This is a genomic window from Rhodococcus sp. (in: high G+C Gram-positive bacteria) (assembly GCF_049286785.1).
Classification (GTDB): domain Bacteria; phylum Actinomycetota; class Actinomycetes; order Mycobacteriales; family Mycobacteriaceae; genus Rhodococcus_F.
In genome coordinates this window covers 1-15707 of record NZ_JBAQEO010000272.1, presented here as the reverse complement: position 1 = coordinate 15707, position 15707 = coordinate 1, and the positions used below count along the sequence as shown (strand labels likewise).

Annotated in this window: 2 protein-coding genes; one reads left to right on the top strand and one right to left on the bottom strand. The window is 66.9% G+C overall.

Annotated features, from left to right (window positions below):
* Window positions 1-15243 (top strand): amino acid adenylation domain-containing protein (locus tag WAW17_RS10805; RefSeq protein ID WP_422332978.1); only part of this gene is annotated, 15243 nt, incomplete at its 5' end.
* Window positions 15244-15293: 50 nt separating this feature from the next.
* Here the strand turns inward: WAW17_RS10805 and WAW17_RS10800 are convergent.
* On the bottom strand, window positions 15294-15707 hold a 414-nt coding region (locus WAW17_RS10800; protein WP_422332977.1), incomplete at its 5' end, for a diiron oxygenase.

Here is a 15707-nt window from a genome sequence, read left to right as displayed (position 1 = left end):
CTCGTCGTCCATCACATCTCCGCCGACGGTGCGTCGATGGCGCCGTTGTTCCGCGACATGATGGCGGCGTACGTCGCGCGCGCTGCCGGTTCCGAGCCCGGCTGGGCGCCGCTCCCGGTGCAGTATGCAGATTTCGCGCTGTGGCAGCGTGAGGTGCTCGGTGACGAGTCCGAACCGGGATCGATCGCCGCACGCCAGATCGACTACTGGAGTGACGCACTCGCGGATCTTCCCGAACTGCTCGAACTGCCCACCGATCATCTGCGTCCGCCCGTGCAGTCGTTGCGGGGATCGACCTTCGAGTTCGAGATCGATACGCAGACGCATCAGGCGCTCGCTGCCCTCGCGCGCCGGAACAACGCGAGTATGTTCATGGTCGTCCACGCGGCGTTCGCGGTACTGCTCGAGCGCTCGAGTTCGAACACCGATCTCGCCATCGGAACTCCGATCGCCGGTCGCGGCGTGCGGGAAGTCGACGACATGGTCGGCATGTTCGTGAACACTCTGGTGTTGCGGAGTGCGGTGAACCCGGACGCTCGTTTCGTCGAACTGCTCGAGCAGGTGCGGGAGTCGGACCTCGAGGCATTTGCGCACGGCGACGTCCCGTTCGAGCGCCTGGTCGAGGTACTGAAGGTGCCTCGCTCCACCGCGCATCAGCCGCTGTTCCAGGTGGCGCTTGCGTTCAACAACACCACCGGCGCCACTCTCGAACTGCCCGGACTCGAGGTGTCTGTACTCGAGACACCGTTGGACGTGGCGAAGTTCGATCTCCAGCTCAGTGTCGGCGAGCGCCACGTCGACGGTGGAGCTGCGGGTATCGCTGCATCCTTCAACTACGCCACAGATCTGTTCGACGAGCAGACGATCCAGCAGTTCGCGAGGCGCTTCACGCGCATCCTCGACGCGGTTTCGAGCGATCCGTCGGTGGTACTGGGGGACATCGAGATCCTCGATCCGAAGGAGAAGGCGGCGATCGCACCCGTGCGAGGCCCCGAATCCGTGGTCCCGCGGACCCTGCCTGACCTGCTGCGCTCCGGGGTCGACATCTCCCCGACGACGACCGCGCTCTCGTTCGAGGGTATCGAGCTGACCTACGGCCAGCTCGACGAGCAGTCCAACCGGTTGGCACGCGTGCTCATCGGTCACGGTGTGGGGCCGGAGACGTATGTGGCCCTGGCGATCACCCGTTCCGTCGAATCGATCCTGGGCATCTGGGCCGTCGCGAAGGCGGGCGGCGCCTACCTGCCGGTCGACCCGAAACTCCCGTTCGACCGGGTCGACGAGATGTTGTCGGATTCGGGTGTGGTACTGGGCCTCACCGTGTCCGGCGTGCACGACGACCTTCCGCAGTCCGTGAACTGGCTGCAACTCGACGACGCCCAACTCGTCGCCGAGGTCGAATCTCAGGATGCGAGCCCCGTCGAGGACGGTGACCGGACCGGCCTGCTGACGGTCGATCACCCGGCGTATCTCATCTACACGTCGGGTTCGACGGGTAAGCCGAAGGGCGTGGTGGTCACCCACCGCGGACTCGCGAACCTCACGAGCGAAGTGCGCGAGCATTACGTCGTGTCGCCGAGTTCCCGCTTCCTGCACGTGGCGTCGCCGAGCTTCGACACCTCTGTCGGTGAGATGCTCGCCGCGTTCAGCGCGGGCGCCACCCTGGTCATCTCGCCGGCAGACGTGTACGGCGGTGACGAACTGGCCGAGCTGATTCGGCGCGAGCGGGTCAGCAACCTAGTCATGACGCCGACGGCACTGATGACCGTCGATCCCGAAGGCCTCGATTCGGTGAAGTCCGTGGTGGTCGGTGGCGACACCTGCACCCCCGAGCTGGTGGCGCGGTGGGCACCCGGACGCGAGATGCGCAACGCGTACGGACCCACCGAGACCACCGTGATCGTCACGATCACCGAGCCGATGGTGGCCGGTGAGCGGGTCACGATCGGCTCCCCGCTGCGCGGTGTCGAGGCGCTCATTCTCGATTCCCGGCTGCGACCGGTTCCCGAGGGTGTCCCCGGCGAGCTGTACATCTGTGGCCCGTCGGTGACCCGCGGCTACCACAACCGCCCGTCGGTCACGGCGGAGCGGTTCGTGGCCAACCCGTTCGGAGAGTCCGGCTCGCGGATGTACCGTACCGGCGACGTCGTGCGCTGGGCAGACGGCCATCGCGTCGAATACGTGGGTCGCAGCGACTTCCAGGTGAAGGTCCGCGGCTTCCGCGTCGAGCTCGGTGAGATCGACGCGGCCCTGGCTGCGCATTCCGCCGTGGAGTTCGCGGTGACGGTGGGTCGCGAGGACCCGTCCGGGCAGACGGCTCTCGTGTCGTACGTGGTGCCGGCGGCGGGAAGCACCCCGACCGCGGAAGACCTCAAAGCTCTGGTGGGCGAAACACTTCCGCCCTACATGGTGCCCGCGGTGATCCTGTTCCTCGACGAGATTCCGCTCACGACGATCGGCAAGCTCGATCGCACTCGGCTCCCGGAGCCGGAGTTCGTCTCGTCGGTGGCGGAGTTCCGTGCCCCGTCCACTCCACTGGAGCGGTCCATCGCCGACATCTTCGCGGATGTCCTCGGTCTCGTCGAGGTGAGCGTCGACGACAGCTTCTTCGACCTCGGCGGAAACTCGCTGAGTGCCACCCGAGTCGTGTCCCGGGTGGGTCAGGTGCTCGGTGGACGCATCGGCGTGCGTGAGTTGTTCGAGGCGCCGACGGTGGCGGAGTTGGCAGCGCGCGCTTCTGCGCTGGTCGTGGCCGACTCCGGTCGTCCTATGCTCCGTGCCGCCGAACGTCCGGCGCGTATCCCGTTGTCGCTCGCGCAGGCGCGCATGTGGTTCATCAACCGCTTCGACCCGGACTCTCCCGCGTACAACATTCCGCTCGCGGTGCGGTTGACCGGAGCACCCGATGTGGAGGCGCTGCGGTCCGCCATCGTCGACGTATTCGAACGTCACGAATCGCTGCGCACCGTGTACCCGGACTCGCCGGAAGGTCCCCACCAGGTGATCTTGCCGGCATCGCAGATACCGATAGATGTCTCGCCGGTCCCCATCGACGAGACCGGGCTGCGTTCGCGCCTGGTCGAGATGGTGACCACCGGATTCGACGTGACCGCCGACGTCCCTCCGATCCGGATGCAGTTGTTCCAGGTCGGCGGCATCACAGCCCACGAGTATGTGCTGGCCCTCGTGGTGCATCACGTGTCCACCGACGGTGAGTCCACGGCCCCGTTCGTGCGTGACGTGATGACGGCCTATGTCGCGCGTGCGGCGGGTCAGGATCCGAACTTCACCCCGCTCCCGGTGCAGTACGCGGATTATGCGATCTGGCAGCGTGAACTCCTCGGCAGCGAGGACGACCCGGACAGCCTCCTCGCGTCGCAATTGAACTTCTGGAAGCAGCGGCTCGCCGGTGTCCCCGACCTTCTCGAGTTGCCGCTCGATCGATCGCGCCCCCCGGTGCAGTCGCTGCGCGGTGAACGCGTGTCCTTCACGTTGGACGCCGAACTGCACCGCGGACTTGCCGTGATTGCCCGCAGGCACAATGCCAGCGTGTTCATGGCAGTGCACGCGGCGTTCGCGGTGCTGTTGAGCCGACTCACCGGTTCAGGTGATATCACGGTGGGAACCCCGATCGCCGGCCGCGGAGAACGTGAACTCGACGACGTCGTGGGCATGTTCGTCAACACTCTCGCGCTGCGCGTGCAGGTCGATGGGCAGCGCAGCTTCGACGAGATCCTCGAACTCGCCCGAGAAGCCGACCTCACCGCGTTTTCGCACGCGGATGTCCCGTTCGAGCGTCTGATCGAGGAACTCAATCCCGTGCGCTCGATGGCGCATCACCCGATCTTCCAGGTCGGCTATTCGTTCCAGAACACAACCAAGGCCGAACTGGAACTGCCAGGGCTGACCGTCGCTCCCCTCGAGGTCGAGGGAGGCGTGGCACAGTTCGATCTCCATCTCGTTCTGGGTGACAGTGCAGAGGGCGAAGCCATGCCCGGTGTGTTCACCTTTGCCACCGATCTGTTCGACGCTGCCACCATCCGGGACTTCGCTGACAAGTTCACCCGGATGATCGCTGCGGCGATCGAGAATCCATCCTCCGCGGTGGGAGACCTCCAGCTGATCGGTGACGACGAGGCTCACCTGTTGGTGTCCGGATGGAACGACACCGGAGTCGAATTGGCGGGCATCACGCTGGCCGACATGTTCGCGGGGGCCGCAGCGTCGAACCCTGCTGCGGCTGCCGTCGAGTTCGAGGGCACGACGCTGTCCTATGCGGAGTTCGCGGCAAAGGTGAATCGGCTGGCACGTCACCTAATCGAATTGGGTGTCGAGCCGGAAACCGTGGTAGGCCTTGCCCTTCCGCGTTCGATCGATCTCCTTGTCGGTATGTATGCCGTCGCCACCGCAGGTGGGGCGTATCTCCCGATAGATCCCGAGCATCCCACCGAGCGCACGGCCTACGTGCTGGAAAGCGCGCAGCCCGTGTGCATCCTTGCCCGCCGGGACGTGATCGGTGACCTACCCGCCGGTGCCGAATACCTCGTGCTCGACGAACTCGAACTCGACGGTATCGACGCCACCCCGGTGGCCGACATGGAGCGCCTCGCTCCGCTGCGTCCGGCGAACACGGCCTATGTGATCTACACGTCGGGGTCCACCGGCCGGCCGAAGGGTGTGGCGGTCTCGCATGCCGCAATCACCAACCAGTTGCGCTGGAAGCAGTCCGAATACCCACTCACCACCGACGATTCGGTGCTCCTCAAGACAGCCGCCACATTCGATCTTTCGGTGTGGGAATTCTGGTGGGCACTCACCGCTGGTGCGCGTCTCGTCGTGGCCTCGCCCGGCGGCCACCGTGACCCGTCGTATCTCGCGCGACTGGTATCCGAGCAGCAGGTGACGAACGTGCACTTCGTTCCGTCGTTGTTGTCCGCATTCGTTTCGGTGGCGCAGCCGCCGCAGCTGGTCTCGCTGCGGCGAATCCTGTGCATCGGTGAAGCACTGCCCGCCGACACCGTGCTTCGAACCCGGGAAGTGTGCAACGCGGAGATCTTCAATCTCTACGGCCCCACCGAGGCGGCCGTCAGCGTCACGCACTACCGGTGTGAGGACGAACGCGACGGTTCCGTTCCCATCGGCCGACCCGAGTGGAACACCCGGACGTATGTGCTCGACTCGCGGCTACACCCTGTTCCCGCGGGCGTCGAGGGCGAGCTCTATCTCGCGGGCGAGCAGCTGGCCCGCGGTTACTTCGGCCGCCACGACCTGACCGCGGAACGTTTCGTGGCAAACCCGTTCACGGACTCCGGCGCCCGGATGTACCGCACAGGTGACCTGGTCCGCTGGAACCGGGACGGCAACCTGGTCTATGTCGGCCGCACCGACTTCCAGGTGAAGCTCCGCGGTTTCCGTATCGAGCTCGGCGAGATCGAGCGGGCACTGTCGGCGCACCCCGATGTCACACAGTCGGTGGTGGTGGTCCACAGTGACCGTCACACCGGTGACCGGCTCGTCGCTTACGTCGTTTCCGAGCAAGGTGATTCGCTCGACGTCGCCGACGTGCTCGCGTTCGCCGGCCGATCCGTCCCGGGTTACATGGTGCCGGCGGCGCTGATCGTGCTCGACGAGTTGCCGCTCAACATCAACGGCAAGATCGATCGCAAGGCATTGCCAGAACCCGGATTCGGAGTCGGCGCAGGCCAGTACAAGGCACCGCGAACTCCGGTCGAAGACATCATTGCGGGAGTGTTCGCGGACGTCCTCGGCCACGAACGGGTCAGTGTCGACGAGAGCTTCTTCGATCTGGGCGGCAACTCCCTGGTGGCGACCCGCGTGGTGGCCCGGGTCAATGCCGCTCTCGACACGTCGATCGGCGTGCGGGAACTCTTCGAGGCGCCCACCGTGGCCGCGCTGTCCGTCCGCGCCGAACACTCCGGCCCGGCGGGGACCGGGCGCCCGGCGCTGAAACCACAGTCGCGCCCGGCCCGGATTCCGCTGTCGCCGGCGCAGTCGCGCATGTGGTTCATCAACCAGTTCGACACGGCGTCCGCGGCGTACAACATTCCGCTGGCGATCAAGCTGGCCGGTGAACTCGACGTCCGGGCACTCGAGGAGGCTCTCCACGACGTCCTCGAGCGGCACGAGACCCTGCGCACGATGTACCCGGACAACGGTGAAGGTCCCGCGCAGATCATCCTCCCGGCGTCCGCGGCCGCAACGGAACTCGTGATCGAAGACGCGACGGATGACACACTCCTCCATCGCGTGACCGAGATCATCTCCGAGGGCTTCGATGTCGCGAAGGAAGTTCCGGTTCGAGCCCACCTGCTCCGGATCGCGGACGATCAGCACGTGATGGTGATCGTCGTCCATCACATCTCGTCGGACGGTGCCTCCACCGCACCCCTCGCCCGTGACGTCGTCGTGGCCTACAGTGCGCGCGCGGCAGGATCCGAGCCCGACTGGGCGCCGCTCGAGGTGCAGTACGTCGACTTCTCGTTGTGGCAGCACCAGCTGCTCGGTGACGAGAACGAGCCGGATTCCCTGGCGGCCGAGCAGATCGGCTACTGGCGCGAGACCCTCGCCGGTGTACCGGATGCGTTACCGCTGCCGACGGACCGCCCGCGCCCGCCGGTCCAGTCGGCGCGCGGAGCGAACTTCGAATTCGAGATCGGCGCCGAACTCCGGGGCCGCCTCGGAGCATTGGCCCGTGAACACAACGCGTCGCTGTTCATGGTTGCCCACGCAGCCTTCTCCGTGCTGCTTGCTCGCGCGAGTGCCACCGACGACATCGCGATCGGCACCGCCATCGAAGGTCGCGGTGAGGCAGCGCTCGACGACCTCGTCGGCATGTTCGTGAACACCGTGGTGTTGCGGGCACGGGTCGACGCCGGCGCGCGTTTCTCCGATCTGCTCGCACAGGTCCGCCGGAACGATCTCGGTGCGTTCACGCACACCGATGTGCCGTTCGAACGACTCGTCGAGATTCTCCAACCGGAGCGGTCGACGGCACATTCAGCGCTGTTCCAGGTTGCGCTGGCTTTCCAGAACACCGCGCCGGCGCACCTGGAACTGCCCGGATTGACCGTCGAGGGACTCGACGGCGACATGGGTACTGCCAAGTTCGATCTCCAGCTCACCCTGGCTGATTCGACGGAGGACGCCGACTCGCCGATGCGCGGCGTGTTCACCTACGCAACGGATCTGTTCGACGAACGCACGGTCGCCTCGTTCGCGTATCGCTTCGGGCGCATCCTCGAGGCGATCACCACCGACGCTTCGGTCGTGGTCGGAGACATCGATCTCCTCGGTCCGGACGAGCGGGGAAGGCTTGCGCCGGTGCTCGGCACCCGGACCGCTCCGCCGACGACGATGGATCGGATCCTCGAGACCGCGGCACGGTCTGCCCCCGATTCCGTGGCGGTCGTGTGCGGCGACGAGCGGGTCACCTACCGCGAACTCGACGAGCGTTCCAATCGCCTGGCCCGGGTACTGATCGGGCGTGGTGTGGGTTCCGATGATTTCGTCGCACTCGCGCTGACCCGATCGGTCGAGTCGATTCTGTCGATCTGGGCGGTCGCCAAGACCGGAGCCGCGTTCGTGCCCGTCGACCCCAGCTACCCGTTCGATCGCATCGTGCACATGGTCACCGACTCCCGCGTGGAGATCGGCCTCACCACCGCGGCACACGCCGGGGAACTGCCCGACACCGTGCGTTGGCTGGTACTCGGTGAGGACGAGATGGATCGCGCCTGCGCGTCGGTCTCCACCGACCCGATCACGGAGGCCGATCGTGTTCGCCCGATCCGGGTCGAGAACGCCGCGTACGTCATCTACACCTCGGGGTCGACGGGTCTGCCCAAGGGTGTCGTCGTCACCCACACCGGTCTGGCGAACGTCACGGAGGAACAGGTCGAGCGCCTCGGACTGACCCCGCAGTCGCGCGTGCTGCATTTCGCCTCACCGAGTTTCGACGCATCGGTGTTCGAACTGCTGCACGCGGTGTCGGCGGCGTCGACAATGGTCATCGCCGCCGGCGTCGTGTACGGCGGCGACGAGCTCGCCCGGCTGCTGAAGAAGCAACGGGTCACCCACGCCTTCATCACACCGGCAGCCCTCACCACGATCGATCCCGCCGGGCTGGAGGAAATCGAGGTTCTGTCGGTGGCCGGTGAGGCGTGCCCGCCGGAACTCGTGCAGAAGTGGGCGCCGGGCAGAAATATGTTCAACCTGTACGGGCCGTCCGAGGCGACGATCTGGAGCACGTCGAGCGCGCCGATGGAGGCGGGTCGACCCGTGACGATCGGTGGGCCGATCCGGGGTGTCGATGTCGTGGTTCTCGACTCGCGGCTGAGCCCCGTGCCCGTCGGTGTTGCGGGTGAGCTGTACGTGGCCGGACCGAGCGTGGCACGCGGCTACCACAACAGGTTCGTCCTGACCGCGGAACGATTCGTCGCCAACCCGTTCGGTGACGCCGGCGAGCGCCTCTACCGCACCGGTGACGTGGTCCGCTGGGTGCACGACGGCGACGATCTGGTGCTCGACTATGTCGGACGCTCGGACTTCCAGGTCAAGGTGCGCGGCTTCCGCATCGAACTCGGTGAGATCGACGCCGAACTCGCCAGTCACCCGAGCGTGGGGTTCGCCGTCACCGTGGGCCACCACCGCGAGAAGACCGGGCAGACCGTCCTGGTCTCGTACGTGATGCCGGCCAAGGGATCCACCATCGATGTGGCGGAGCTGTCCGGATTCGTCTCCGGGATCCTGCCCGGCTACATGGTTCCGTCGTCGATCATGACGATCGATTCCGTACCGCTGACACCGGCCGGGAAGCTGGACCGGAAGGCGCTGCCGGACCCGCAGTTCGTCACGGTGTCGAGCGAGTTCCAGGCTCCGTCGACCCCGTTGGAGAAGGCTATTGCCGACGTCTTCGCCCAGGTACTCGGGGTGGACCGGGTGAGCGTCGATGACTCGTTCTTCGCCCTCGGCGGCGACAGCATCGTATCGATCCAGTTGACGACCCGGGCGAAGGCGGCAGGTGTGCTGTTCTCGGCGCGGGACGTCTTCGAGCGCAAGACGGTGGCAGCATTGGCCGAGGTGGCCGCCTGGGCCGTCGATGTCGAGTCGGTCACGCTCGAGGAACTGCCCGGCGGCGGTGTGGGCCCTGTTCCCCTGACACCCATCGTCCGGTGGATGACGGAGTCGGCGGGGCGCTTCGACAAGTTCTCCCAGGCCGTTCTGCTTACCGTTCCGGCGGGACTGACACGCGCACAGCTGGTTTCCACGGTCGATGCGATTCTGGACCACCACGACATTCTCCGTTCCCGGCTGACCGGGTCGGGGGAGGAGTGGATATTCGAGACGCTCCCGGTGGACGAGGCCTTCCGCGCTGTCGAGCTGCTCGAACGGGTCGAGTTCACGGACCTCCCGGGCACGGACGGATTCGAGGATGTGGCACGTGCGGCGATGAACCGCGCTGCGGAGCGTCTCGATCCGGCTGCAGGCCGGATGACACAGTTCGTCTGGTTCGCTCCCGCCACGTCACTGCCCGAGCAGAGCGGACGCCTGCTGATACTGGCACATCACCTCGTCGTCGACGGTGTGTCGTGGCGAATCCTTTTGCCCGACTTCGCTATCGCAGGTTCACAGATCGCCGAGGGGCAGACTCCGCGACTCGAGCCGGTGGGGTCGTCGGTGCGGGCTTGGGCGAACCGGCTGACCGAGGAAGCGCGGTCGGCGCATCGTACGACCGAGCTGAGCTTCTGGCAGAACGTGCTGGACGGGCCCGATCCTCTGCTCGGCCGGCGTGCGTTCGACCCGCAGCGCGACGTCGTCTCCCGGACGAAGCGGTTGAGCATGACCTTCTCGACCGAGGTGACGCAGGCACTGCTCACGACGATTCCGCAGTCGATCAACGGCGGCGTCAACGACGGTCTACTCGCCTCGCTCGCACTGGCCGTGGCACAGTGGCGCCGGCAAAAACAGGACGTGCCGGTGGCCGTGGAGAACTCCGTGCTGATCAACCTCGAAGGGCACGGTAGGGAAGAGGACACGGTGCCCGGCGCCGACCTCTCCCGCACCGTCGGGTGGTTCACCAGCCTGTATCCGGTCCGTCTCGATGTGTCCCGGGCCGACCTCGACGACGCTTTCGACGGCGGTTCGTCGGCTGGTACAGCCCTCAAGGCTGTCAAGGAACAGCTGCTCGCCGTGCCCGACAAGGGAATCGGCTACGGGCTGCTGCGGTACCTGAACGACCAGACCGCGCCTGCCCTGGCCGCTCTGCCGACCCCGCAGATCGGGTTCAACTATCTCGGACGCGCGGGTTCGGTGGACGTCCCCGCCGAGATCCGGGACCTGGGCTGGATTCCGGACGGCGATTCGGGTGAATTCGGCGGCGCTATGGACGACGAGATGGTGGCGCCGGCGGTACTCAGCATCAATGCGGTCACGTCGGAGAGCGCATCGGGTCCGCAGCTGGAAGCCAAGCTCGCCTTCGTATCGGACATTCTCACCGAGGCGGAGGTGTGGGAGCTCGCCGAGCTGTGGCACACCGCGGCAGCCGCGTTGGCCGAGCATGCGGCGGGCCCGAACGGCGGCGGTCTCACACCGTCGGACGTGCCACTGGTCTCGGTCACCCAGGCCGACCTGGAGGTGCTCGAACAGCGTTACCCGGAGGCCACCGATGTGTGGCCGCTCGCACCCCTCCAGTCCGGCATGTTCTTCCACTCGGTTCTCGCCGAGGACTCGGTGGACGTCTACACCGCGCAGGTGGTCCTGGCGCTCGAGGGCACGGTCGACACCGCGCGACTGCGCAGTGCCGCCGAGGCGCTGATCGGTCGTCACGCGAACCTGCGTACGGCGTTCGTGCAGGACGCGTCCGGTACGGCCGTACAGGTGGTGGTCGATCACGTCGAACTGCCCTGGGTAGAACTCGACCTGTCGGGTCTCGGCGAATCGGAGCGTCAGGAGGAGCTGAATCGTCTCCTGAGTGAGCATCGTTCGGCTCGTTTCGACATGGCGCAACCGCCGCTCATGCGATTCCTGTTGATTCGTATGGGCCCGGGCGCCTACCGGTTCTCGATCAGCAATCACCACATCCTCCTCGACGGATGGTCGATGCCGTTGCTGATGAAGGACCTGCTGGTTCTCTACGTCACACGCGGCGACACCTCGCATCTGCCGCGGGTGCGCGGCTACCGCGACTTCCTGAGCTGGGTCGCCGAGCGCGATGCCGATGCGTCGCGCACCGCGTGGGCCCACGCGATGGCCGGGCTCGAGGGCCCGACCGTGCTTTCGCCTGTTCCGCCGTCGGAGATGCGTCCGCAGCCGGTCGAATGGGAAATGCGGCTCGGCGCGTCGGTCAGTGAGGATCTTGCACGCGTCGCCCGCGATCGTGGTCTGACCATGAACACGATCGTGCAGGCGGCGTGGGGTCTGCTGCTGGCGCGGATGACCGCAACCGACGACGTCGTGTTCGGTGCCACGGTCTCGGGCCGTCCCCCGGAGGTCAGCGGTATCGAGTCGATGGTCGGGCTGTTCATCAACACGATTCCCGTGCGGGTTCGCGTCGACGCCGGCGAGTCGCTGATCGGACTCCTCGAGCGGTTGCAGGCCGAGCAGTCGGCGCTCTTCGAGCACCATCACATCGGGCTCCCGGAGATCCAGCAGATCGCGGGCATCGGCGGACTCTTCGACACGCTCACCGTGTTCGAGTCGTACCCTATCGATCGCGCGGGGCTCACCGAGAACAGCGACCTCGACGGTCTGCGCGTGACCGACGCCCAGATCAGCGATGCCTCGCATTACCCACTCAGTGTGCTCGCGCAGTCGGACAGCGAGCTGCATCTGGTACTGAAGTACCTTCCGGACGTATTCTCCGCCGAAGCGATCGGCCGACTCGGAACGCGGCTGGGCCGTGTTCTGCGGACCATCGCGACGGGTGGCTCCACGCTGGTCGCGGATCTGGATCTACTCGGGCACGACGAGCGGGATCTGGTGCTCACCGAGTGGAACACCACCGCGCACGAGGTACCGCCGGAGTCCGTCGTGTCGATGTTCGCGGCACAGGTGGCGCGTACTCCGGATGCCATCGCGATCGTCGCCGGCGGCGAGCGGCTCACCTACGCCGAATTCGATGCGCGGGTGAACCGTCTCGCGCGGCAACTGATCTCGGTCGGTGTCGGCCCGGATGCCGTGGTCGGTGTCGCGATGCGGCGCTCGCTGGACCTGGTGGTCACGCTGTACGCGATCCATGCGGCGGGCGGCGCCTACGTGCCGATCGACCCCGAACACCCGGCGGACCGCACCACCTATGTGGTGGACAGTGCGGCACCGGCGTGCATCCTCAGCGTCGAGGACGACATCGCGAACCTCGACGTGGACGTGCCGGTGTACCTGGTGGAGGAGTTCGATCTCGGCGAATTGCCCGACGGACCGATCACCGACGAGGAGCGGCGCGGCGCACTCCAGCCCGGGAACCTGGCGTACGCGCTCTACACGTCCGGTTCGACGGGACGCCCGAAGGGTGTGGCGATCCCGCACGCCGCGCTCGCGAACCAGCTGGCGTGGATGCGCGACGTCTACCGCATCGACGCGTCCGACGTCGTGCTGCAGAAGACGCCGTTCACCTTCGACGCGTCGGTGTGGGAACTGTTCCTGCCGCTGGTCGTCGGCGGCACCCTCGTGGTTGCGTCGCCCGACGGGCATCGTGATCCCGGGTACATGGCCGACGCCGTGGCCGCCGAGGGGGTGACGGTCGTCCAGTTCGTCCCGTCGGTGCTGACACTGTTCCTCGACGCCGCCGACGCGCACCGGTGCGGTTCGCTGAGGCTGGTGTTCGCGGGCGGTGAGCCGTTGCCGCAGTCGACGGCCGACCGGGTGGCGCGGCTCGGGTCCGCGCAACTCGTGAACCTGTACGGTCCCACCGAGGTGACGATCAACTCGACCGCGCACGAGGTGGACGCGGCGGGGGCGGCGGCGATCGCGCCGATCGGCCGGCCGACCTGGAACACCGCTGCCTACGTGCTCGACGCGCGGCTCCGACCGGCCCCGGTCGGCGTTCCGGGTGAGCTGTACCTCGACGGTGCCCAACTCGCGCGCGGCTATGTGAACCGGCCGGGCCTCAGCGCCGAGCGCTTCGTGGCGAACCCGTACGCGGAACCGGGCGCCCGGATGTACCGGACCGGCGACCTCGTGCGGTGGAACGAGCACGGCCTACTCGAGTTCGTGGGCCGCACCGACTTCCAGGTGAAGGTGCGCGGCCTGCGCATCGAGCTGGGGGAGATCGAAGAGGCCTTCACCCGCCACGCGGACGTCGCGCAGGCGGCGGTGATCGTGCACACGAGCGAGGCGGGTGCGCGGCTCGTGGCGTACCTCGTTCCGAGTCCCGGTGCGGCAGTGGACACGTCGGCGCTCGCCGTGTTCGTCGCGCACTCGCTGCCCGACTACATGCTGCCGGACTCGGTGATGGTGCTCGGCGCCCTGCCGCTTGGCTCCAGCGGCAAGCTGGACCGTCGCGCCCTGCCGGTGCCGGACTTCGCCTCGGGCACCGAGTTCCGCGCCCCGCGCACCGACACCGAACGGGCACTGGCCGCGATCTTCGCGGACCTGCTCGGCCGGGAGCGCGTGGGTGTCGACGATTCGTTCTTCGAACTCGGTGGCGACAGCATCGCGTCCATCCAGTTGGTGTCGCGGGCACGCTCGGCCGGGATCTACTTCACGGCCCGAGACGTGTTCGAGCGCCGCACTGTGGCGGCTCTGGCCGTGGCGGCCGACTCCGGTGCGGCCGCGGCTCTCGCGGAATACGAGGGCGGCGGGGTCGGAACCGTGCCGCTCACGCCGATCGCCCGCAAGATGGTCGAGCGCGGCGGTGATTACAACCGGTTCGTGATGCCGATACTGCTCACGTTGCCGGAGGGAATCGCACGCGAACATCTCATCGCGACGATCGCCGCGGTGGTCGGCAAGCACGACGCACTCCGCGCGACGCTGGTTACCACGGAATCGGGACCCGCACTCGATATCGCGCCCACCGAGGACGTCGACGTCGCGGGATGGGTGCATCGTGTCGAGACGCCGTCCGACGCCGCACCGGGCACGGAAGTATTCCGGGATCTTGCCGCGGAGGCCTTCGGTGCTGCGCTCGACAGGCTGGATCCGGTTTCCGGGACGATGGTGCAATTCCTGTGGTTCGACCCCACCGACTCCGATCGGCGGGGCCGGCTTCTCGTGGTACCGCACCACCTCGTGATCGACTCGGTGTCCTGGCGCATCCTGGTCCAGGACTTCGCCACGGCGGGTGCGCAGATCGCCCGCGGGGACGCCGCTGCGCTCGGACCGGTGGGAACTTCGCTGCGTCGCTGGACCGACAGCCTCATCGAGGCAGCAGGCTCCCCCGAGCGGGCGGCCGAACTCCCCGTGTGGCGACGCATGCTCGAGGGTCCGGACCCGCTGCTGGGTGCGCGTGCGCTCGACCTGCGAACCGATCTGGTGAGCACGCTGGCACGAACCCGGATCGACGTGCCGGTGGGCGTTACCGAGTCGCTGCTCGGTGACACCCCGCGTGCTCTGGGCGGCGAGATCGGTGACGTCCTGGCTGCGGCGTTGTCCCTCGCCGTTGCCCAGTGGCGCCGCGATCGCGGTGTCGAGGAATCCGCGACGGTGGTGACGCTCGAGGGGCACGGCCGCGAGGAATCCGTGGTGCCCGGCGCAGACCTGTCGCGGACCGTGGGCTGGTTCACCACCATGTACCCGGCCCGGCTCGACCTCCACGGGGTGGACCTGGCGGACGCCATGCGGGGTGGGCCGGCGGCCGCCGACGCGGTACACGCGGTACGCAAGCAGTTGAGTGCGATACCGGACAAGGGAATCGGCTACGGCATGCTGCGCTACCTGAATCCGGACACCGCTGCGGTCATGCAGAACTGGCCGGAGCCGCAGATCGTGTTCAACTACATCGGGCGTGTCAGCGCATCCGAGGTTCCCGAGGAATTGCGGGACTTGGGCTGGATCCCCGACTTCGATGCACCCGACCTGGGTGGGCCGGAGAAGAGCGCGATGCCTGCGCAGGCAGTGCTCGACATCCAGTCGGTCGTGTCCGAGACCGAAGACGGGCTGCAACTGTCGGCTTTCCTGGCTTACCCGCAGGCGATCCTCGGCGGCGAGGACGTCGAGGAGTTCGGAAGGCTGTGGGTTCAGGCACTGTCGGCCCTCGCCGCGCGGGGCGAGGGGCCGCAGGACTGACGCCGGACGGGTTTCGTAGCGGAGTAGAAACCTTCTCCGCTACGGCCCTGTCAGTCCCAGTCGAACTCCACCCGGTCCGTGATGCCGATGTGCTGACACAGCTTCCGGATTCCGCTGAAGTCCTGGACCAGTCGTGATCGACCCGTTTCGTTCTCCACGTCGTCGATCATCGACTGTCCGCCGGTAACGTTCTCGAAATCGATGATGGTGCGCCACATCGAGTAATCGTTGCTGGCGAACGCGTTCATGGCGTCGACGATTCCCTCGAGGAAGCACCCGCGGCTGTCGGCGTCCAGCGTCTCGAAGACGATTCCCGCGATCTCGTCGGCGATCGACGCGTGACACCGCTCGTCCCGGTTGTGCAACCGCACCGTCGCACGATTCATGGGCTGTACCACGTCGTTCTCGGAGATCAGGTCCAGGTATGAGCTGATCGAGATCTCGGCCACGGTCATGTAGGCAAA